Genomic DNA, 21,768 nt, shown 5'->3' with positions numbered 1-21,768 from the left:
TATCAAAATTAAAAATAATAATTTAAGTTATAATATATGTATAATTAAAAATTTTTTGGGGTTAAATAATGATAATTAAAAATGATGTTTATAAAATTCTAGTACAAGTAATCCTAGAAAAAGGTCATTGTAATGTTTTATTAGCACAAATGATGCGAGATAAAAATCTAACATTATCAGAAAAAGAAGCAATTGAAAAGATAGTACTAGGAACTTTAAAAAATCAAATTTATTTAGATTATATATTAAATCAAATATGAAATGTTTTGAAATCAGTAATTACTATTCCTTTTCACATAACTATTTTATTATGAATAGTTTTATATGAAATCTATTTTTTAGAAATTACTAATAAAGAAATTTTCATTGAAAATACTTTAAAAAAAGTAAGCACCATTGATAATAAACTAACATTTATTATTTCTAAAGTATTAGATTTATGTTTTACTGAATTTAGATCAGAATTTAACTTACAAAAAGAAAGTAAACAAAATATTAAATTAATTAAATATAGTTATCCTAGTTGATTATATTCTTTAATAAAATCACAATTTAGTATTAATATTGCAAATCAATTGATAAAAGATAACTTAAGAATGCCATTAATTAGTTTTAGAGTTAATACATTAAAAACTACTGTTAATAAAGTGTTAAACAATGAAAATTATAAATCTTTTAACTTTTGTTTAAGCGAGATAGTATCTGATGGTATTATTAGTTCAAAGTCAATTTTTAACACAAAATTATATGAAAATGGTGAAATTATTAAACAAGACCAAGCAAGTATGTTAGTTAGTCATTTTTTAGATCCACAACCATATGATGAAGTATTAGATATGTGTGCAGGAATTGCTAGTAAAACAGCTCATATGGCAGCTTTAATGTCTAATCACGGTAAGATAGTTGCTTGTGATATCAATGAAGAACGATTAAAAATTGGTGCTACTTATTTAAAAAAATTAGGCGTAACAAATACTGAACTTAAATATGGTGATTCTACAATATTGGATTTTAATAATAAGTTTGACAAAATTTTAATTGATGCTCCTAGTACTGCTTGAGGTTTAATTAAAAGAAAACCAGAAGTTAAACTTATCAATTGAAGTAAAGAAGAAATTAATCACTTAATTACTGTTCAAGCAAAATTATTAAATAAGGCTTATCAACTTTTAAAACCCGAAGCGATAATTGTGTATGTTACTTGTACTTTCAATATTAAAGAAAATCAAAATCAAATTGAGAAGTTTGTTAAAAATCACGCAGATATGACAATCATTGCAGAAAAACAATTTTTTGGTTTTAATAACAATACTGATGGATTTTATATTTGTAAATTAAAAAAAGGAATATAGGGGGTCAGTTTATGAAAATAAATGCTAGTTATAAAACAGATGTTGGTAATTATCGTACAAATAATCAAGATGCCGTTTTATATTTAACAAATAATACGGGACAAGTTATTGGTGTTGTTTGTGATGGTTTGGGTGGTCATAAATGTGGTGAAGTGGCCAGTAATATGGCTGTTAGTATGTTAAAAAAATTTTTTGAAACAACAGATTTTACTAAATTAAAACATGATAAACAAATTCATGCATGATTACAAGAAAAGATAGATATTATTCAAATTGAAATGAATAATTTTAGTTTAAGTAATGAACAAGCGCTTGATATGGGAACAACTATGGTAATAATTTTAATTACTAATAACAAAGCTTATTTAGTAAATATTGGTGATTCACGTATTTATCAATATAGTGAACAAGGATTAAAACAGTTAACAGTTGATCATAATATTTTAAATATATATTTACAAAAAAACACAACTAAAGAATCAAGTGTTGATTTAAATCACACTTATTGAAAGGCATTAACTAGTGCTCTTGGTCCACGTAAGCCATTAAAAACCGATATTTTTCATTTACCCTTAATAATTCCATCATATTTTCTTTTAACTAGTGATGGTGTTCATGATTTTTTAGAAGAATATGAAATAGTTAATATTTTAGAAAAAAATGGAAATATTAATAACAAAGTTAAGTTATTAATTAAGCAAGCATTACTTAATGTTTCAACTGATAATGTTACTGTATTATTAATGGAAATAAAATTTTAGTCTTTTGACATTTTTGTGTAAAATATAAATTATAAATAAGTTAGTAATTTTTAAAAAATAAACGGACTTCTCCCCACATGTACTTGTGGAGGGAATAATGAAACTGAATGAATTCAAAAATGCTTTTCAAACTGAACAGCAATGTCTTGCATATATAGCAAATTTGAAAGAAAACAAATGTATTAGGTGTTTTAATTTTAATTTGAATACTTCTGATTTAAAAAGAATGAGATGTTTAAAATGTAATCAAACATTTAGCATTCTCACAGGCACCATATTTTCAAGGTCACAAACATCTTTAACATCTTGGTTTTATCTTATATTTAGATGAATAAACACCAAACATGGAATTCCATCAACAGATATTGCAAAAGAATTGGGAGTGACTTTGAAAACTGCTTGAAGAATGACTCATAAAATCAGAACACGTATTGCAAAACAAAAACCTCAATTTATTGTTGAAGGTACAGTGCAAATTGATGAAATGTATCTTTCACATATGGGTTTTAAAAAACAAGGAAGATCCTTGGTGAATAAAACCTTGATTGTTGGCATTTATCAAAAAACAACCAATAATTTAATTGTGAAAGTATTGAAAAACGCAAAGAGTAAAAATCTTTTGCAGTTTGCAAAAAACCACATTTCTTCAAAATGTCTTGTATATACTGATTCTTGAAAAGGATATTGCGATTTTAAATCAGTTTTCACTAAGCATGAAACAGTTAACCATCAAGATGGCTATGTTTCAAAAATTGGTGTAAATACCAACCAAATTGAATCAGTTTGAAAACATATAAGAAGAACATTTAAAACACATATCAAAGTTGCAAAACATCATGTTCATTTATATGCTAAAGAAGCTGCATATAAATTCAACAAGATACCTAGTTTTGAAACTGTAATTCTATGTTTGATTTAAAAATGTGGGGAGAAGTCCGTAGATAGGCTTTTCTCAGCATTTATGTGATAAAATTAAAATAGTACATAAAGGGAGAAAAGCCAAAATAAATTTAAAAGTAATGGTGAAACTAATGGAAATAAATAAATTATTGAATAATCGTTATCATATTTTAAAAATTATTGGTTCGGGTGGTATGGCTAAAGTTTATGAAGCACAAGATAAATATTTAAATCGGCAAGTTGCTTTAAAAGTAATTAATCCAATTTCACCACTAGATGACTTAATAAAAGAACGATTTTTGCAAGAAATTAGAGCAGTATCTAGAGTTAGACATCCCAATGTTATTTTGGTATATGATGTTTTTATTGATAAGAAAGATTGATGCTTAGTTTTTGAATTATTAGAAGGTAAAACATTAAAAGAATATTTAAGTAATTATTCAGTTTTATCAGTTAATGAAGTTATAGTTATTATGAAAGAAATTTTAAAAGGGGTTAATGCGTGTCATGCAGTCAATATTATTCATCGTGATTTAAAACCCGAAAATATTATTTTAACTAGTAGTGGAGCAATTAAAGTTTTAGACTTTGGTATTGCTGTTATTGATGATTATGAAGTTAAAAAACACGCTAATCAAGTTGTAGGAACAATGAAATATATTGCTCCAGAAGTAGTAAAATTTCAAAAACCAACAATTCAAAGTGATATTTATGCTTTAGGTATTATATTATATGAATTATTAGTTGGTAAACCACCTTTTTTTCATAAAAATCAACAAATATTAGCGGCCAAACATATTAAAGAACCAATGCCATTAATTCATGAAATTAATAAAAATATTCCACAAAGTTTAGAAAATATTATTTTGAAGGCAACTGCTAATGATATTAATGATCGCTATCGGACAATTAGTGAATTGAGTAATGATTTAGATTGTTTTTTAAAAATGGAAAATAAAAATAATATGTTATTTAAGAAAAATTACTTAAATTCACAAAAATTAAAAAAACCATTTTATTTAAAAAAAGAATTTTTATCATCTTTAATTTTAATTATATTATTACTTATTGGTGTTATTATAAGCATATTAATTTTATATTAATTGGAGGACACTATGAACTTTAAACAAGGAATAGTTATTGGAGTTGCAAATAACTTTGTTGAAGTAAGAATTGAAAATCAAATTTATTCTTGTTTAATCAAAGGAAATTTAAAATTTCAAACAGCAAAAATTTTAGTTGGTGATTATGTTAAAGTTAATTTTAAAGATGATAAAAATCCTTTGGTTGAATCAATTTTACCTCGATTTAATGAACTATATCGACCAAGCATTGCTAATGTTGATCAAGTATTAATTGTTAGTTCTCTTGTTAATCCTTTTCTTAGTAGTTTTCTATTAAATAAATTATTAACTATTTTTAATTATTATCATTTAAAAATAATTTTAATATTTACAAAAATTGATTTGGTAACTAAAGATAATGAAGTTTGAACAAAAGTTAAAGCATATCAGAATTTAAATTTACCAGTAATTTTTATTTCAAATGTTAAAAAAAATGGTATTGAAGATTTAAAAAAAGTTTTTACAAACAAGTTATCAATATTAACAGGTACTTCAGGAGTGGGAAAGAGTTCAACTTTAAATAGTTTGGATAATAATTTAAAACTATGAACACAGGATATTTCTACAAGTTTAAATCGTGGTAAACATACCACAACTAAAACTCGCCTTTATTTTTTACATGATGGTATTATTGCAGATACACCTGGTTTTTCGGTCTTTCAATTGCAAGGTTTAAGTAGTATTGATATTGCTACTAATTTTCCTAGTTTTACTAATATTTGACAAAATTGTAAGTTTCGTACTTGCTTACATCAGCAAGAACCAGAATGTGCAATTAAAAAAGCAGTTGCAAATAAAATAATTTCTGGTTTTTTTTATGAAGATTATTGTAAAATTTTAATATAATTCAATAAAATTAATAATTTAAAATAAAGGATGGTAATATATGAAAAAAGAAGTAACAATTGCCGCTAGCATTTTAACTGCTAACTTTCTATCTTTAAAAGATGATTTATTAAATTTACAAAATGCAGGAATTAATTGAATTCATTTTGATGTTATGGATCATCATTTTGTTGAAAATTTAAGTTTTGGTGCAAAAATATTAAGTGATGTATGTAAATTTAGTTCTAATATCAATATTGATTGTCATATGATGGTAAAGATAACAACATTAAAAGTATGTGATTATTTAAAACCATTTATAATTTTACCGCAAGTTAAAAATATTACTTTGCATTATGAAGCATTAACAGAAGAACAATTAAAAGAATTTATGCAGTGAAAAAACCCTGGTTTTAAAAAAGGAATTGCCATTAATCCTGATACACCAATTTCAAAAATTTATGATTATTTGAAAGATCTTGATACAATTTTAATTATGAGTGTGCAACCAGGTGCCGGTGGACAACGTTTTTTAGATTTAACTATTAATAAAATTAAAATGTTAGTAAAACATATCGATAATAATTTTCCAAATATTACAATTGCTGTTGATGGCGGCATTAATAATTTAACAGCAAATGATTGTATTACTGCTGGTGCTAATTACCTAGTAGCGGGTAGTTATTTATTAAATAGTGATAATTCAGTAAAAAAACAAGTTGCGATGTTAACAAATTATGAAAAATAGTGATATTAAACAATTAGTAATTGTTTGTCGTGATTATAATTTAAATTGAGAACAATTTATTAATCCAATTTTTATTGGTGTTGAAACTGGTGTTTTATCATTATTAAAATATAAAAAACCAATTAAGTTTATTTGTGGTGATAATGATACCATTAATAAACAACAGTTAAAGATTTTAAATGATCAAAGTAAAATACATAATTTTGAAATTATTACTTTTAATAAAGAAAAAGATTTTATTGATAGTGAACTTGCGATAGTTACTGCAATTTCCAAAAAAATTAATTTTCAACAAATAGTGATAGTAAGTGATGGAATACGTTGGGATATGTTACTTGCTAGTATTAATATAATAAAAAAATATGAATGTTTTAACCCAATTTTATTAGGTGAAAATAATTATTGTTTTTTATTAAAAGCAAAATCAGAATATATTTTTTACAATTGACAATTAACATATAAATATATTTCTTTTTTTAGTTTAGACAATGAAGAAGTAATTTATAATCGGACTTCTCCCCACATGTACTTGTGGAGGGAATAATGAAACTGAATTAATTCAAAAATGCTTTTCAAACTGAACAGCAATGTCTTGCATATATAGCAAATTTGAAAGAAAACAAATGTATTAGGTGTTTTAATTTTAATTTGAATACTTCTGATTTAAAAAGAATGAGATGTTTAAAATGTAATCAAACATTTAGCATTCTCACAGGCACCATATTTTCAAGGTCACAAACATCTTTAACATCTTGGTTTTATCTTATCTTTAGATGAATAAACACCAAACATGGAATTCCATCAACAGATATTGCAAAAGAATTGGGAGTGACTTTGAAAACTGCTTGAAGAATGACTCATAAAATCAGAACACGTATTGCAAAACAAAAACCTCAATTTATTGTTGAAGGTACAGTGCAAATTGATGAAATGTATCTTTCACATATGGGTTTTAAAAAACAAGGAAGATCCTTGGTGAATAAAACCTTGATTGTTGGCATTTATCAAAAAACAACCAATAATTTAAGGCTTTTCTCAGCATTTATGTGATAAAATTAAAATAGTACATAAAGGGAGAAAAGCCTTAAAAATTATTAAGTTACAAAATGATAAAATTAATATATAAAAAGTAAAGGAGGAAGTAAATGGAAAAAATTGGTGCTGCAGTTTATTTACATTTAGCAAATTTAGAAGAAATTAAAAATTATACCGAATTATTAGCCAAGAATAATATTAAAACTATTTTTACAACTTTAATTAGTTTTAAAAAAACAGATTATGAAAATTTAAAAAAATTAGTAGTATTAACACAAATTGCTAAAAAGTATAATATGCATGTTTTTGGAGATATTAATATTGAATTTATTAATGAATTTAATCTGAATCTTAATAAACGACTTGATTTCATAAAGTTTTTTAAAATGTATGGTTTATCGGGTATTCGTTGCAACGAAGGAATTGATATTAAACATCAAGCAAAATTAAGTCAAAATCGTTTAAATTTTAAAATATTTATTAATGGTTCATATGTTGTTAATGATATCAACTACTTAATATTATTTTATAAAGCTAATGTTAATAACCTTATTAGTTGTTATAATTTTTATCCACAAAGATATACCGGTGCTGATATTGACTTTTTTTGTTTAAATAAATCTGAAAGCGTTGTTAATAAAATTCCATTTGCCAGCTTTGTTACATTATTAGGAAAAGATAAAATTGGACCTTGAAAATATAATGATAATTTACCAACATTAGAACTGCATCGTGATTGACCATTGGTAACACAAATTCGTCATTATATTGCTTTATGCATTGATATGATAATTATTGCTAACCAGTTTTTAACAGAATATGATTTGAAAATGATAAATGAAATTGATTATAAAAATTTATCGTTAAAAATTGAGTTAAATTCTAATATTACTGATAGTGAACAACAGATTCTTTTTGACAAAAATATTCATAAAGTTAGATCTGATTTAGCACGAGATATAATTCGTAGTGTTATTTCTCGAGTTATATATCAAGAATTAGATATCCCTGCTAACAATACTAATCAATGATTAGAAAAAGGTGATGTTGTTATTCTTAATAATAAAGCACAAAATTATCGCGGTGAATTACATATTATTACAAATAAAATTAAAAATGATGGTATTCGTAACGTTGTTGGTAAACTTTCTAAAGAAGATTTAAATTTTATTCCATTTTTAGTGTCAAATCGTTCATTTAGATTTATTTTATAAATAAATTTTTATTTTATTTATTAAAAACATAAACATTTAAAATATGATAAAATCATTAATTATTATTAAATAATAGTTATTAAGTGTGAAATTTTAAAAGATAATCTTACTTTTAATTTTTTTTAAAATAAAAAGTTTAATATTGTATAAAAATATTGATAATTTTTTAATTTACTAATATAATTGTTAAAGTAAAATAAAAAATAGGAGCTGACATGAATGCATTCAGTGAAAAAATCACCATCATCAGACAACAAAGAAAACGAAGAACGAACAAGTAGTGAACAAGAGTTTCAACGTCTTTTAAAAGGATTTAGTAAAAAGGCCCAAGAGACTAAAAGAGCAGAAAAAAGACATAAACATTTTCTTTCTGCGCGTGATGAAAAACGCGAAAAACAAAGCGCTGCTGCTAAAAAGAAAAAACATCGTAAGTAATAAAAAGGAAAAAATGGTAATCACTGTTAATTATTATTGGCGGTGATTTTTTATATGAAATATCCTTTTGTTCAACAAGAAACAGAAAATGATTGTGGTTTGGCATGTCTTGCTATGATATATAGGTTTTATTTTAAGAAGAAGTTATTAATTAATGACATAAAAAAAGATATATTTTTAACAAAATTGGGAATTAATCTTTTAGAATTAAAACAATTGGCTAGTAATTATAATTTATTATTAAAATCTTATAATATTAATTTTGATAAATTAAAATCACTAATAATTGTTAAACCATTAATTATTCAAATATATAATGCTAATGTTGGATTTCATTTTTTAGTTATTTACAAAAAGAAAAAAAATAAATGACTGGTGGCAAATCCAGAAGATATTGAACTTAGTTGAAAAAATATTGAAGATTTTGCAAAAATTTTTACAAATGTTGTTATTTCAACTAATATAATAAATAAATTCTTTATTACTAATAAAAAAAAGATGAATAAAATTAAAAATTTTTCACCATTTTTGATTCCAAATTATTTATATTATTCATTAATTATTATAATTAATAAGGCTTTTCTCCCTTTATGTACTATTTTAATTTTATCACATAAATGCTGAGAAAAGCCTATCTACGGACTTCTCCCCACATTTTTAAATCAAACATAGAATTACAGTTTCAAAACTAGGTATCTTGTTGAATTTATATGCAGCTTCTTTAGCATATAAATGAACATGATGTTTTGCAACTTTGATATGTGTTTTAAATGTTCTTCTTATATGTTTTCAAACTGATTCAATTTGGTTGGTATTTACACCAATTTTTGAAACATAGCCATCTTGATGGTTAACTGTTTCATGCTTAGTGAAAACTGATTTAAAATCGCAATATCCTTTTCAAGAATCAGTATATACAAGACATTTTGAAGAAATGTGGTTTTTTGCAAACTGCAAAAGATTTTTACTCTTTGCGTTTTTCAATACTTTCACAATTAAATTATTGGTTGTTTTTTGATAAATGCCAACAATCAAGGTTTTATTCACCAAGGATCTTCCTTGTTTTTTAAAACCCATATGTGAAAGATACATTTCATCAATTTGCACTGTACCTTCAACAATAAATTGATGTTTTTGTTTTGCAATACGTGTTCTGATTTTATGAGTCATTCTTCAAGCAGTTTTCAAAGTCACTCCCAATTCTTTTGCAATATCTGTTGATGGAATTCCATGTTTGGTGTTTATTCATCTAAAGATAAGATAAAACCAAGATGTTAAAGATGTTTGTGACCTTGAAAATATGGTGCCTGTGAGAATGCTAAATGTTTGATTACATTTTAAACATCTCATTCTTTTTAAATCAGAATTATTCAAATTAAAATTAAAACACCTAATACATTTGTTTTCTTTCAAATTTGCTATATATGCAAGACATTGCTGTTCAGTTTGAAAAGCATTGTTGAATTCATTCAGTTTCATTATTCCCTCCACAAGTACATGTGGGGAGAAGTCCGATTAATAATTTATTTTTGGTTACTACCTTTTTTATAGCACAAGTATTTTATAAGCATTTTATTAATCAAATTATTTTAAATAATAGTTTACAGTTAGCAATGATTTTATTATTAAGTTTCTTTTTTATTAATTTAATGAAAATTTTAATTGAATATATTTTAAATAAAATATGTCAAAAATTTTATTTTTATTTCAATAACTTTTTAGTAGATTTATTTCATAATAAATGATTTAAAAGTAAACCAATAGAAATACAAAAATATAATGGTAGTGATTTTTTACAAATATATCAAGATATTAATAATATATCAACTATGTTTTGTCATAATAGTTTAGAGATAATTATTAATTTTATTACTAGTGTTATTGTTAGCATAGTTTTGATTAAGATTCATTTTATGATTTGATTAGTAAATTTATTAAATGGTTTTATAACAGTATTAATTAATTTTATAATAATGTTATGAAAAAAACCATTAGTAAAAAAAGAACTAGTTACCAAATTAGATTTGCAGCAACAAATAATTTTAAGTCAAAAAAATTTTGAAGATGCCTTTTTTCGCAATTTGCAACTGCATATTAAAAGTATATTAGTTAAAAAGTATAATACACATATTAATAATTATTGACAATTAAATAATTTAGTTATTAATAATAGTTCGTTAACAAGTTTTATTACTATATATTTATCATTAATATTAATTTTTGATGGTAAAATTAATCTATCTTAATTAATATTTATTACTAGTATTAGTATTTATATTAATTCTTTTTTTCAAAATATTGGTAATAGTCTTATTTTCTTTCCGGTTTTTATTAATTGTAGATTACAATATAAGAATAACAAAAATTTTTTTTCAATATCAATTAATAAAATAGTATTAAAAGATTGTTATTTTAATTTAAGAAATAAAGTAGTTTTTAGTAATTTAAATTTAATATTAAAACAAAGTAATATTATTATTGGTCCTTCTGGCATTGGTAAAACAACCTTACTATCATTATTAATTCAGAAATATGTGCCTTTTCAAGGTAAAATTTTAATTAATAATTAAATTGGATTAGATAATATTTCATATGAATTTTGACAAAAAAATGTATTTATTTACATTCAAATTCTATTATTCATAACGGTACAGTTTTAGAAAATATTTTATCATTTAATATTACAAAAGAAAAATTAATAAATTTTCAAAAATTAGGATTTAATGATCTCTTGGGCAGTTTAGGTTTAACAACATTTTATTATTGTCAAGAATATGGGGCTAATCTTAGTCAAGGTCAAAAACAAATAATTATTTTCTTAAGTTTATTTTTTTATGATTGAAAAGTAATTTTATTAGATGAAATTTTGAGTAACATCAATAATGATTTAAAAATAAAGTTAATAACTTTATTATTGAATCATTATAAAAAAATAATTATTATTTATGCAGGTCATGATTTAACACTAGTAAAATTATTTAACGGACTTCTCCCCACATGTACTTGTGGAGGGAATAATGAAACTGAATGAATTCAACAATGCTTTTCAAACTGAACAGCAATGTCTTGCATATATAGCAAATTTGAAAGAAAACAAATGTATTAGGTGTTTTAGTTTTAATTTGAATACTTCTGATTTAAAAAGAATGAGATGTTTAAAATGTAATCAAACATTTAGCATTCTCACAGGCACCATATTTTCAAGGTCAAAAACATCTTTAACATCTTGGTTTTATCTTATCTTTAGATGAATAAACACCAAACATGGAATTCCATCAACAGATATTGCAAAAGAATTGGGAGTGACTTTGAAAACTGCTTGAAGAATGACTCATAAAATCAGAACACGTATTGCAAAACAAAAACCTCAATTTATTGTTGAAGGTACAGTGCAAATTGATGAAATGTATCTTTCAAATATGGGTTTTAAAAAACAAGGAAGATCCTTGGTGAATAAAACCTTGATTGTTGGCATTTATCAAAAAACAACCAATAATTTAATTGTGAAAGTATTGAAAAACGCAAAGAGTAAAAATCTTTTGCAGTTTGCAAAAAACCACATTTCTTCAAAATGTCTTGTATATAATGATTCTTGAAAAGGATATTGCGATTTTAAATCAGTTTTCACTAAGCATGAAACAGTTAACCATCAAGATGGCTATGTTTCAAAAATTGGTGTAAATACCAACCAAATTGAATCAGTTTGAAAACATATAAGAAGAACATTTAAAACACATATCAAAGTTGCAAAACATCATGTTCATTTATATGCTAAAGAAGCTGCATATAAATTCAACAAGATACCTAGTTTTGAAACTGTAATTCTATGTTTGATTTAAAAATGTGGGGAGAAGTCCGTAGATAGGCTTTTCTCAGCATTTATGTGATAAAATTAAAATAGTACATAAAGGGAGAAAAGCCTTATTTAAAAATGTAATTGATTTAAATAATTATAAAAGTATAGATGGTAATGAATAATGATTTTTTTTAGAAAAAGTACTTATTTATTAGGGAGTAGTTCAATTTTTCTTTTTTTAAGACTCTTATTAGGTTTAAAAATTATTAATATTCCTCATGTTTATGCTGGTAATGGTCAAACTATTTTTATAAGTGAGACAAGATATGAAAATAAGGGACACTTTGCTTATTTATTAGATTTTAAAAGAGAAGAATGTTTAAAGTTTAATAGTTTTAATCAAATTACTATTTTTTTCTCTATTAATAAATGTTATTTAACAATTTTTTTTCCAAAATGAAATGATAATAATCAACTTTTAATTGAAGAAAATATTAATTCTAATACATATTTAAATCAAATGGTATTAATAATTATTGGTGAAGAAAGTTTGTTAACATTTATTTGAAATAATATTACAACATAAATGTAAATATTGATATAATTTAATCAAAAAGAAGTTAGGTAGATAAATGCCAGCAAAAATTAATATTGTAAATATTTACAATGATCATAACTATGACATTAAAAATTTTAATATTTTATCAGAAAAAATTTTAAATGCAGTAGCTATTAAGTTAAAACAGAAAATTACATGGTGTATTGCTGCTATTTTTAATGACGAACAGACTAGTATTGAATTAAATAAAATGTATCGTCATAAAGATTATGTTCCTGATGTTTTATCATTTGGAAATAATGATGATGATTTTCCAAATATTAATATTGATATTAGAGATTTAGGTGATGTTTATATTTGTTATTCAAAGGCAGTAGCGCAAGCACAAGAATATGGCCATAGTTTAATTAGAGAATTATCATTTCTTTTTATTCATGGATTACTTCATACATTAGGATATGATCATCAAAATAGCGTAGAAGAAAAGGTTATGTTTGATTTACAAGATGAAATTTTAAATATTCTTGGTATTACTAGAAAATAAGGGGTGGTATAATGGAACAAGATATAGATTTATTAGTATTATTGAAAAAAGCAAAAGCAATACAAAAAAATGCTTATGCTCCTTATTCTTTATTTAGAGTTGCTGCAATAGTACTTTTGAAAAATAGTAAAGAAGTGTTAGGAGTAAATGTTGAAAATGCTGCATACTCAGTAGGCATTTGTGCTGAAAGAGCGGCTTTGTCACAAGTTATTGCTCAAGGTTATAAAAAAGAAGATATTATTAGTCTATTTTTAATTACTGATAGTGAAACTGTTGGTTCTCCTTGTGGTATGTGTCGTCAATTTATGATTGAAATTATGCCAGAAACATGTCCTATTTATATTAGTAATAAAAATGAAAATAATGATACTAAAACAATTTGTAAAATATTAGTAAAAGACTTATTACCTTTAGCGTTTAAACCAAGTTCATTGAAAGGGAATTAATTTATGAATAATAATTTTAAATCAGGTTTTGTTAGTTTTATTGGTAGAAGTAATGTTGGAAAATCAACTTTATTAAATACCATTCTTCAAGAAAAAAAGGCAATTGTGTCTAATAAACCACAAACAACCAGAAATCAAATTCAAGGTATTTATAATAGTGATGATATGCAAATCATATTTTTTGATACTCCCGGCATTCATAAACATAATAACCAACTTGGACGAATGATGAATCGCGATGCTAATCGCGCCATTAAAGAAACTAACATTATTTGTTTATTAGCGCCATGTAATGAATACATTGGAAATAGCGATAAACATATTATTAAATTATTATCAGAAAGGGTAAATACAACTATTCTACTTTTATTAACTAAGGTTGATTTAGTAACAAAAGAAAAATTAATGGATAAAATTAATGAGTGAAAAGATTTATTACCATTTAAAGAAATAATTCCAATTTCTGCTATAAAAGAAATGAATTTAGATATATTATTGAAAAAACTATATGAGTATTTACCAATTGGTGAAAAGAATCATTTAATCGAAAATAACGATGATGTTTCAGATAATACTTTAATTAAGGAAATTATTCGTGAAAAAATTTTAAATTTAACAGAAGAAGAAATTCCTTATAGTGTAGCAGTATTAATTGAAAGTATTAATTATAATCCAAATACTAATATTACTGATATTAATGCTGTTATTGTTGTTGAACGAGACTCACAAAAAGGAATTATTATTGGTAAAGGAGGTAGTATGATTAAAGAAATTGGAATAAGAGCTAGAACAGATTTAGAAAGTATTTTTGATTCTCATATTATATTAAAAACTTTTGTAAAAGTAATACCTGATTGAAGAAATAATCCTAGAAAATTAAAAGAGTTAGGTTATAGTTAAAATATGTTTAATATTGATACTGGTTTGATTTTAAACATTAACTACATTAAATCAATAAATAATGTTACTATTTTAACATCAAATTATGGTGTTAAAATAGTTTCTTTACCAGAAATAAAAATCAATTTAAATAAATATAGTCTTTTAGATTGTTGAATTTTTATTTTTAATCAAAATTATGATTGTTCAAACTTATGTATAACATATAAAAAAATAAAAAGTTTTAATAGTTTTATAAATGAAAAAAGTTATCAATTGATTAAGAGTTTTAACAAGATAGTTATTAATTATTTAGAAAAAATTATTATTAATAATAAAAATATCTTTTCTTTTTTAGGCTTTTCTCCCTTTATGTACTATTTTAATTTTATCACATAAATGCTGAGAAAAGCCTATCTACGGACTTCTCCCCACATTTTTAAATCAAACATAGCATTACAGTTTCAAAACTAGGTATCTTGTTGAATTTATATGCAGCTTCTTTAGCATATAAATGAACATGATGTTTTGCAACTTTGATATGTGTTTTAAATGTTCTTCTTATATGTTTTCAAACTGATTCAATTTGGTTGGTATTTACACCAATTTTTGAAACATAGCCATCTTGATGGTTAACTGTTTCGTGCTTAGTGAAAACTGATTTAAAATCGCAATATCCTTTTCAAGAATCAGTATATACAAGACATTTTGAAGAAATGTGGTTTTTTGCAAACTGCAAAAGATTTTTACTCTTTGCGTTTTTCAATACTTTCACAATTAAATTATTGGTTGTTTTTTGATAAATGCCAACAATCAAGGTTTTATTCACCAAGGATCTTCCTTGTTTTTTAAAACCCATATGTGAAAGATACATTTCATCAATTTGCACTGTACCTTCAACAATAAATTGAGGTTTTTGTTTTGCAATACGTGTTCTGATTTTATGAGTCATTCTTCAAGCAGTTTTCAAAGTCACTCCCAATTCTTTTGCAATATCTGTTGATGGAATTCCATGTTTGGTGTTTATTCATCTAAAGATAAGATAAAACCAAGATGTTAAAGATGTTTGTGACCTTGAAAATATGGTGCCTGTGAGAATGCTAAATGTTTGATTACATTTTAAACATCTCATTCTTTTTAAATCAGAAGTATTCAAATTAAAATTAAAACACCTAATACATTTGTTTTCTTTCAAATTTGCTATATATGCAAGACATTGCTGTTCAGTTTGAAAAGCATTGTTGAATTCATTCAGTTTCATTATTCCCTCCACAAGTACATGTGGGGAGAAGTCCGCTTTTTTATTTAATTTATATGAACAGTTAATGATAAATAGTAATTTTAAGAAAGTTTATGTTTTTTTCTTATTTCATAGTTTAATATTTCAAGGAATTCAGTTTAACTTTACTAATTGTATTAATTGTAATCAAATAACTAATTTGTATTTAATTAAGGCTTTTCTCCCTTTATGTACTATTTTAATTTTATCACATAAATGCTGAGAAAAGCCTATCTACGGACTTCTCCCCACATTTTTAAATCAAACATAGAATTACAGTTTCAAAACTAGGTATCTTGTTGAATTTATATGCAGCTTCTTTAGCATATAAATGAACATGATGTTTTGCAACTTTGATATGTGTTTTAAATGTTCTTCTTATATGTTTTCAAACTGATTCAATTTGGTTGGTATTTACACCAATTTTTGAAACATAGCCGTCTTGATGGTTAACTGTTTCATGCTTAGTGAAAACTGATTTAAAATCGCAATATCCTTTTCAAGAATCAGTATATACAAGACATTTTGAAGAAATGTGGTTTTTTGCAAACTGCAAAAGATTTTTACTCTTTGCGTTTTTCAATACTTTCACAATTAAATTATTGGTTGTTTTTTGATAAATGCCAACAATCAAGGTTTTATTCACCAAGGATCTTCCTTGTTTTTTAAAACCCATATGTGAAAGATACATTTCATCAATTTGCACTGTACCTTCAACAATAAATTGAGGTTTTTGTTTTGCAATACGTGTTCTGATCTTATGAGTCATTCTTCAAGCAGTTTTCAAAGTCACTCCCAATTCTTTTGCAATATCTGTTGATGGAATTCCATGTTTGGTGTTTATTCATCTAAAGATAAGATAAAACCAAGATGTTAAAGATGTTTGTGACCTTGAAAATATGGTGCCTGTGAGAATGCTAAATGTTTGATTACATTTTAAACATCTCATTCTTTTTAAATCAGAAGTATTCAAATTAAAAATAAAACACCTAATACATTTGTTTTCTTTCAAATTTGCTATATATGCAAGACATTGCTGTTCAGTTTGAAAAGCATTGTTGAATTAATTCAGTTTCATTATTCCCTCCACAAGTACATGTGGGGAGAAGTCCGATTTTAATAATTAGTTGTTATATTGTTTTTAATAATATATAACACTTATAATAGGTTGACAAAACCTATCTATGAACATATTATTAAAAAGATTATTCTTTTTAGAGATTTTATGTATTATTTAAGATATTTAAGAAAATTTTTATGATTAATGGAGGGGCAATGATTAATAAAATTATCAATGATAAGTCAATGAAGGAAATAATTACTCATTTAAAAGAAAATGGTTTTATTTTTCAAGGATCAGAAATTTATTCAGGTCTTGCTAATAGTTGAGATTATGGTCCGCTTGGTGTAGCACTTAAAAATAATATTAAGAAAAGTTGATGAGTTTTTTTTGTCGAAAAAAATACATACAATGTTGGGCTAGATAGTTCAATTATTATGAAATCTAAAGTTTGAGAAGCTTCAGGGCATTTGAGTAATTTTAGTGATCCATTAATTGATTGTAAAAAATGTAAGTCTCGCTTTCGAGTTGATAATTTAATTAATCATTATTTTCCTAGTATTAATTGTGATAATTGAAGTAATGAAAAATTAGAAACATATATTAATCAAAATCATATTAAATGTATTAAATGCAATAATGAAGATTGAACTAAAGTTAGACAATTTCAATTAATGTTTGAAACATATCAAGGTGTTTTAAAAGAAGATAAAAATAAAATTTATTTAAGACCTGAGACCGCACAAGGAATATTTATAAATTTTAATAATGTAAGAAATAGTTGTAATAAAAAAGTACCATTTGGTATTGGTCAAATTGGTAAAAGCTTTAGAAATGAGATAACTCCTGGTAATTTTATTTTTCGTACTAGAGAATTTGAACAAATGGAATTAGAATTTTTCTTTATTCCAAAGGATAAAAATGATAATACTTGATTTAATTATTGAGTTGATCAATGTAAAGAATTTCTCTCTCTAGTAGGTTTATTGAATTCAAAAAATATAAAATTTAAAAATCATGAACAAAATCAACTAGCACATTATGCATTAGCAACTACTGATATTGAATATAATTTTCCTTTTGGTATGAGTGAATTATGTGGTATAGCTAATCGTGGGAATTATGATTTAACAAAACATAGTGAGAATTCTGGTGTAAATTTTGAGATTCAAGATCCTAATGTTACAGTAAAAAGAATGGTTATTCCTTCAGTTATTGAACCTTCAATTGGTGTTGAAAGGCTTTTATTAGCTTTAGTTTGTGAAGCATTTACAAAAGAAGTTTTAAAAGACGATAAAGAACGGTTAGTGTTAAAATTAAATAAGAGTATTTGCCCTTATCAAGTAGCTGTTATGTCTTTAAATAAAACAAAATTAGGTAAAGAGGCATATGAAATTTTTGAAATGTTAAATAAAACACAATTAAGAGTAATTTATGAAGCATCATCAAGTGTTGGTAAATCTTATCGTTATCAAGATGGTATTGGTACTATGTATTGTGTAACAATTGATTATGACACAAAAACTAAAGGTACTGTTACAATTAGAGATCGTGATACTACAAATCAAGTTATAGTTAAAGTTGATCAACTTAAAGAATATTTATATGACAAATTAGACATTATTTGTTAGAATTGTGTGAAAAAATATGGATATCGAGTTTAATAAAAAAATTAATGAAGTTAAAGCAAAAATTAATATTGTCGAAGTTATGGGTAAATATTTAAATTTGATCCGTAAAGGCAATAATTTTTGAGCTATCTGTCCTTTTCATGAAGACTCTACTCCTTCATTATCAATTTCACAAGAAAAACAAATTTATAAATGTTTTTCTTGTGGTGAACAAGGAAATGTTTTTATTTTTTTACAAAAATATAAAAATATTAATTTTATTAATGCTCTTAAAGAAGCAGCAGATAATGTTAATTTAAATTTAAAAGAGTTTGATATTAATTTATCTGAATTTAATGTTGAAACTAAAAAAAATCCACTAAAAATTTTAAATAATATTGCAATGAATTTTTTTAGTTATCAGTTACTAACTGATATTGGTCAAGAAGCAATGAAATATTTACAAAATCGTAATATTACTACTGAAAATATTAAATATTTTAATATTGGTTATGCACCTATTAATAATGAATTAATAGATTATCTTAATGCACAAGGTTATAAAGATAATATTGAATTTGTAAAATTAGGACTTATGAAAATTAATAATAAGGATCAACTTCTTCCTACCTTTTCAAATCGAATTATGTTTGCTATTAAAGATGAAGATGGAGACTGTGTTGGTTTTTCTGCAAGAAATTATAATAGAGAAGATAAAAGTTATAAATATATTAATAGTCCAGAAACAGATTTTTTTAAGAAAAGTAAAATTTTATATAACTTTAATAATGTTAGAAATTATATTAAAAAAAATGAAGTTATTTATTTGACTGAAGGTTTTATGGATGTTATTGCTCTAAATAATCAAAATATTAAAAATGTTGTTGCTTTAATGGGAACAAATTTAACAAAAGAACATATTTTACTTTTAAAAAAAATTACTACTAATATTATTATTTTTTTAGATGGTGATTTACCAGGAAAAATAGCATCTTTAAAAATAGCTAGTGTTTTATTATCAAATAATTTTAAAGTACAAATTATCAATAATGATACTAAATTTGATCCTGATGAATTAATAAATAAATTTCCTCAAAAATTTTATGAAATAATAAAAAAAACTATTCATCCTTTTGAATTTGCAATTAATTTATCATTAACTAAATATAACATTAAAAAAGATAGTTATGAACTTAATGAATTTTTAAAATCATTAGTTCCAATTTGAACAAAAATCAATGATGTTATTACTCAAAAGTTTTATTTAAATATGTTAGCAAAAATAACTAATTTATCCACTGAAGACTTAATACAAATTTTAAATATTGATAATAATTTAGTAACTACAACTTTTAGTATCAAAAATAAATCTAAAATAGAAGTAAAAAATATTTTTTTTGAAGCACAAGAACAACTTATTTTTTTAGTAATGTTATCAAGAAATGTTTATTTAATTTTAGAAAAAGAAAAATTTATTTTTCCAAATCAAGATTTTATGAATTTATACTTTTTAATTAGTCAAAAATATCAAAATAATCAAATAGAAGCAATTAATTTTGATTTAATTTTAGAAGAACTTAAAGGTAATTCACTTTTAAATATTTTAGAAAAACTTCTTGATAATTATAAAAATAAAAAGTTTGATTTAAAACCTCAAATTATTAATGATTACTTAAAAATTATTAATAATCAACTAATTGATTATGAAATAAAAATGATCAATGATAAATTGAAATCTGAAAAAAATATTGAAAAACAAATATTGTTATTAAAAGAAATATCAGTATTAAAAAATAAAATAAAGAAAAAATAAGTATGATGATAAATTAAGGATAAGGTGAAAATATGGCTGCTATACAACAAAAAACGAAATTGAAAAAACTTTTAACTTTAGAGGAAGTAGAAAGTAATTTAATTAAAAAATTAGAAAAGAGTCAAACAAAAGAATTAAAACAAGAAGATGTCATTAAAGAGTTTGCACATTTAAAATTAGATGATGATACGATTGAGGAAATTTTTGATCGGTTAGAAAAAGAAGGAGTAGTCTTTACTGATATTTTGATGGATGAAGTTGAAGATGATGCTAATTTTCCCGATATTGATGATGAACAATTACCTGATGATTTAGATATTGATATTTTAGTTAGTGATTTGAGTTTTAAAAATACAATGGGGATCTCTAATGATACAAGAAGAAAAGATGGAATTAAGTCTTATTTTAATATTTTGGGAACAAGTCAAATATTGAGTCAAAGTGAGGAAATTAAATATGCTAAAATGTTAGAATCAAAAGATGTTGAGGAAAGAACATATGGTCGTGAGCAATTAATTAAATCAAATTTAAAATTAGTAGTTTCTGTTGCTAGAAAACATTTAAATCGTGGTTTAGATTTTGCTGATTTAATTGAAGAAGGTAATATTGGTCTTATTAAAGCAGTTGATAAATTTGATTATCGCCGTGGTTTTAAATTTTCAACTTATGCTACTTGATGAATTAGACAATCAATTACACGAAGTTTAGCTGATCAAGGTAAAATGGTTCGTGTACCTGTTCATATGGTTGAAAGAATTAATAAGTTAACAAGAATTGAAAGAAACTTAACACAAGAATTAGGTCGTGATCCTACTCATGAGGAAATTGCCAATAAAATGGGACAAAACATGACAGCCGATCGTGTTCGTGAAATTAAAAAACTTGCTATTGAACCAGTATCTTTAGAAAAACCAATTGGTGAAGAAGATGATACACATTTTGGTGATTTTATTAAAGATAAAAATATGCTATCTCCCGATGAATATGCTGAAAGACATTGATTAAGAGAACAATTGGATCGTGTTTTTGCTGAAGTATTAACAAAACGAGAAGAAAAAGTTATTAGAATGCGTTTTGGAATTTTACCAACAAAATTAAGAAGATTATTAGAACTTTGTGAAGATGAAAAAGAAATTACTGAATTAAAAACAGTAGTTAATAATTTACAGTTACACTATGATACTAGTTTAGATAAAACAGAATTGTTAAGTGATAAGGTTGTTCATCGTCATATTACTAAGTACGATTCTCCAAAAACTCTAGAAGAAGTTGGTAAAGAATTTATTGTTACAAGAGAAAGAATTAGACAAATAGAAGCAAAGGCAATTAGAAAATTAAAACATCCGTCTAAATCTAAACATATTAAAGAATTTTATAAAGGATAATAG

At 24.1% G+C, this 21,768-nt stretch carries 26 protein-coding genes and 2 pseudogenes; 24 read left to right on the top strand and 4 right to left on the bottom strand.

Annotation, left to right across the window (positions count from 1 at the left end; translation table 4 throughout):
- Positions 1–68 precede the first annotated feature (68 nt).
- The 12 genes and pseudogenes from AACL02_RS04960 (at position 69) to AACL02_RS04915 (ending at position 9,066) form a co-directional block, all read left to right on the top strand.
- On the top strand, positions 69–1,352 hold the full coding sequence (locus AACL02_RS04960; protein ID WP_339043130.1) for a methyltransferase domain-containing protein: 1,284 nt from the start codon (positions 69–71) through the stop codon (positions 1,350–1,352).
- Between the two features lie 11 nt (positions 1,353–1,363).
- Entirely contained in the window at positions 1,364–2,113 is a 750-nt protein-coding gene (locus AACL02_RS04955) for a protein phosphatase 2C domain-containing protein (protein WP_339043128.1), read from the top strand.
- Between the two features lie 103 nt (positions 2,114–2,216).
- Entirely contained in the window at positions 2,217–3,032 is an 816-nt protein-coding gene (locus AACL02_RS04950; protein ID WP_339043600.1) for an IS1595 family transposase, read from the top strand.
- 112 nt (positions 3,033–3,144) lie between these two features.
- Positions 3,145–4,116 carry a serine/threonine-protein kinase gene (locus tag AACL02_RS04945; protein WP_339043126.1) on the top strand — a complete coding sequence of 324 codons (972 nt, stop codon included), beginning with the start codon at positions 3,145–3,147 and terminating at the stop codon, positions 4,114–4,116.
- Positions 4,117–4,128: 12 nt separating this feature from the next.
- The gene (gene rsgA / locus AACL02_RS04940; RefSeq protein WP_339043124.1) at positions 4,129–4,983 is read left to right on the top strand and encodes a ribosome small subunit-dependent GTPase A; all 855 of its coding nucleotides are present in this window, start codon (positions 4,129–4,131) and stop codon (positions 4,981–4,983) included.
- A 40-nt stretch (positions 4,984–5,023) separates the two neighbouring features.
- Positions 5,024–5,710, top strand: a complete 687-nt coding sequence (locus AACL02_RS04935) for a ribulose-phosphate 3-epimerase (RefSeq protein WP_339043122.1) — start codon at positions 5,024–5,026, stop codon at positions 5,708–5,710.
- Positions 5,700–6,062: pseudogene (locus AACL02_RS12485) on the top strand (hypothetical protein); the annotation flags it as partial. The gene AACL02_RS04935 and the pseudogene AACL02_RS12485, both read left to right, overlap by 11 nt.
- A 257-nt stretch (positions 6,063–6,319) precedes the next feature.
- Positions 6,320–6,763, top strand: a complete 444-nt coding sequence (locus AACL02_RS04930) for a hypothetical protein (protein ID WP_339043120.1) — start codon at positions 6,320–6,322, stop codon at positions 6,761–6,763.
- Between the two features lie 92 nt (positions 6,764–6,855).
- On the top strand, positions 6,856–7,959 hold the full coding sequence (locus AACL02_RS04925) for a MupG family TIM beta-alpha barrel fold protein (protein ID WP_339043117.1): 1,104 nt from the start codon (positions 6,856–6,858) through the stop codon (positions 7,957–7,959).
- 219 nt (positions 7,960–8,178) lie between these two features.
- On the top strand, positions 8,179–8,394 hold the full coding sequence (locus AACL02_RS04920) for a hypothetical protein (RefSeq protein ID WP_174480618.1): 216 nt from the start codon (positions 8,179–8,181) through the stop codon (positions 8,392–8,394).
- Between the two features lie 54 nt (positions 8,395–8,448).
- Positions 8,449–8,838 (top strand): annotated as a pseudogene (locus AACL02_RS12480) (cysteine peptidase family C39 domain-containing protein); the annotation flags it as partial.
- A 54-nt stretch (positions 8,839–8,892) separates the two neighbouring features.
- Positions 8,893–9,066 (top strand): hypothetical protein, encoded by a 174-nt coding sequence (locus AACL02_RS04915; RefSeq protein ID WP_339043115.1) that lies wholly within the window; start codon positions 8,893–8,895, stop codon positions 9,064–9,066.
- Here AACL02_RS04915 and AACL02_RS04910 read toward each other — a convergent pair.
- On the bottom strand, positions 9,052–9,873 hold the full coding sequence (locus AACL02_RS04910; RefSeq protein WP_339043113.1) for an IS1595 family transposase: 822 nt from the start codon (positions 9,871–9,873) through the stop codon (positions 9,052–9,054). The two genes, AACL02_RS04915 and AACL02_RS04910, sit on opposite strands and share 15 nt — an antisense overlap.
- Between AACL02_RS04910 and AACL02_RS04905 the strand changes: the two genes are divergently transcribed.
- Both AACL02_RS04905 and AACL02_RS12475 read left to right on the top strand, forming a co-directional pair.
- Positions 9,819–10,640 (top strand): hypothetical protein, encoded by an 822-nt coding sequence (locus AACL02_RS04905; RefSeq protein WP_339043111.1) that lies wholly within the window; start codon positions 9,819–9,821, stop codon positions 10,638–10,640. The two genes, AACL02_RS04910 and AACL02_RS04905, sit on opposite strands and share 55 nt — an antisense overlap.
- A complete protein-coding gene (locus AACL02_RS12475; protein ID WP_422397845.1) occupies positions 10,641–10,964 on the top strand; it encodes an ATP-binding cassette domain-containing protein in 324 nt (107 codons plus the stop codon).
- Between the two features lie 373 nt (positions 10,965–11,337).
- Here the strand turns inward: AACL02_RS12475 and AACL02_RS04900 are convergent, their stop codons facing one another.
- The gene (locus tag AACL02_RS04900; RefSeq protein ID WP_339043109.1) at positions 11,338–11,466 is read right to left on the bottom strand and encodes a hypothetical protein; all 129 of its coding nucleotides are present in this window, start codon (positions 11,464–11,466) and stop codon (positions 11,338–11,340) included.
- Here AACL02_RS04900 and AACL02_RS04895 point away from each other — a divergent pair.
- The 5 genes from AACL02_RS04895 (at position 11,412) to era (ending at position 14,639) form a co-directional block, all read left to right on the top strand.
- Entirely contained in the window at positions 11,412–12,233 is an 822-nt protein-coding gene (locus tag AACL02_RS04895) for an IS1595 family transposase (protein ID WP_339043107.1), read from the top strand. The two genes, AACL02_RS04900 and AACL02_RS04895, sit on opposite strands and share 55 nt — an antisense overlap.
- 138 nt (positions 12,234–12,371) lie before the next feature.
- Positions 12,372–12,776 (top strand): hypothetical protein, encoded by a 405-nt coding sequence (locus AACL02_RS04890; RefSeq protein WP_339043105.1) that lies wholly within the window; start codon positions 12,372–12,374, stop codon positions 12,774–12,776.
- Between the two features lie 46 nt (positions 12,777–12,822).
- Positions 12,823–13,293 carry an rRNA maturation RNase YbeY gene (ybeY, locus tag AACL02_RS04885; protein WP_281748062.1) on the top strand — a complete coding sequence of 157 codons (471 nt, stop codon included), beginning with the start codon at positions 12,823–12,825 and terminating at the stop codon, positions 13,291–13,293.
- An 11-nt stretch (positions 13,294–13,304) separates the two neighbouring features.
- Entirely contained in the window at positions 13,305–13,739 is a 435-nt protein-coding gene (cdd, locus tag AACL02_RS04880) for a cytidine deaminase (protein WP_281748063.1), read from the top strand.
- Positions 13,740–13,742: 3 nt separating this feature from the next.
- Positions 13,743–14,639 carry a GTPase Era gene (era, locus tag AACL02_RS04875; protein WP_338976253.1) on the top strand — a complete coding sequence of 299 codons (897 nt, stop codon included), beginning with the start codon at positions 13,743–13,745 and terminating at the stop codon, positions 14,637–14,639.
- 418 nt (positions 14,640–15,057) lie between these two features.
- Here the strand turns inward: era and AACL02_RS04870 are convergent, their stop codons facing one another.
- Positions 15,058–15,879, bottom strand: coding sequence for an IS1595 family transposase (locus AACL02_RS04870; RefSeq protein ID WP_281748321.1), 822 nt, complete (start codon positions 15,877–15,879; stop codon positions 15,058–15,060).
- On the opposite strand from AACL02_RS04870, the gene AACL02_RS04865 reads away from it, so the two are divergent.
- Complete coding sequence (locus tag AACL02_RS04865) at positions 15,860–16,168, top strand: hypothetical protein (RefSeq protein WP_339043102.1); 309 nt, start codon at positions 15,860–15,862, stop codon at positions 16,166–16,168. The two genes, AACL02_RS04870 and AACL02_RS04865, sit on opposite strands and share 20 nt — an antisense overlap.
- Here AACL02_RS04865 and AACL02_RS04860 read toward each other — a convergent pair.
- Positions 16,154–16,909 carry an IS1595 family transposase gene (locus AACL02_RS04860; protein WP_339043100.1) on the bottom strand — a complete coding sequence of 252 codons (756 nt, stop codon included), beginning with the start codon at positions 16,907–16,909 and terminating at the stop codon, positions 16,154–16,156. The genes AACL02_RS04865 and AACL02_RS04860 overlap by 15 nt on opposite strands.
- An 11-nt stretch (positions 16,910–16,920) precedes the next feature.
- Between AACL02_RS04860 and AACL02_RS04855 the strand changes: the two genes are divergently transcribed.
- The 4 genes from AACL02_RS04855 to AACL02_RS04840 all read left to right on the top strand — a co-directional run bounded on the left by AACL02_RS04855 (position 16,921) and on the right by AACL02_RS04840 (position 21,765).
- Positions 16,921–17,052 (top strand): hypothetical protein, encoded by a 132-nt coding sequence (locus tag AACL02_RS04855; RefSeq protein ID WP_339043098.1) that lies wholly within the window; start codon positions 16,921–16,923, stop codon positions 17,050–17,052.
- 132 nt (positions 17,053–17,184) lie between these two features.
- A complete protein-coding gene (locus AACL02_RS04850) occupies positions 17,185–18,588 on the top strand; it encodes a glycine--tRNA ligase (RefSeq protein ID WP_422397844.1) in 1,404 nt (467 codons plus the stop codon).
- 4 nt (positions 18,589–18,592) lie between these two features.
- Positions 18,593–20,380: a DNA primase gene (gene dnaG / locus AACL02_RS04845; RefSeq protein WP_339043093.1), complete on the top strand. Its 1,788-nt coding sequence runs from the start codon at positions 18,593–18,595 to the stop codon at positions 20,378–20,380.
- Positions 20,381–20,412: 32 nt separating this feature from the next.
- Entirely contained in the window at positions 20,413–21,765 is a 1,353-nt protein-coding gene (locus tag AACL02_RS04840) for a sigma-70 family RNA polymerase sigma factor (protein ID WP_339043091.1), read from the top strand.
- Positions 21,766–21,768: the final 3 nt, after the last annotated feature.

The sequence above is a fragment of the Spiroplasma endosymbiont of Apeira syringaria genome, from assembly GCF_964020205.1.
GTDB classification, from domain to species: domain Bacteria; phylum Bacillota_I; class Bacilli_A; order Mycoplasmatales; family VBWQ01; genus Spiroplasma_E; species Spiroplasma_E ixodetis_A.
This window is presented reverse-complemented; position numbering and strand designations above follow the sequence as displayed.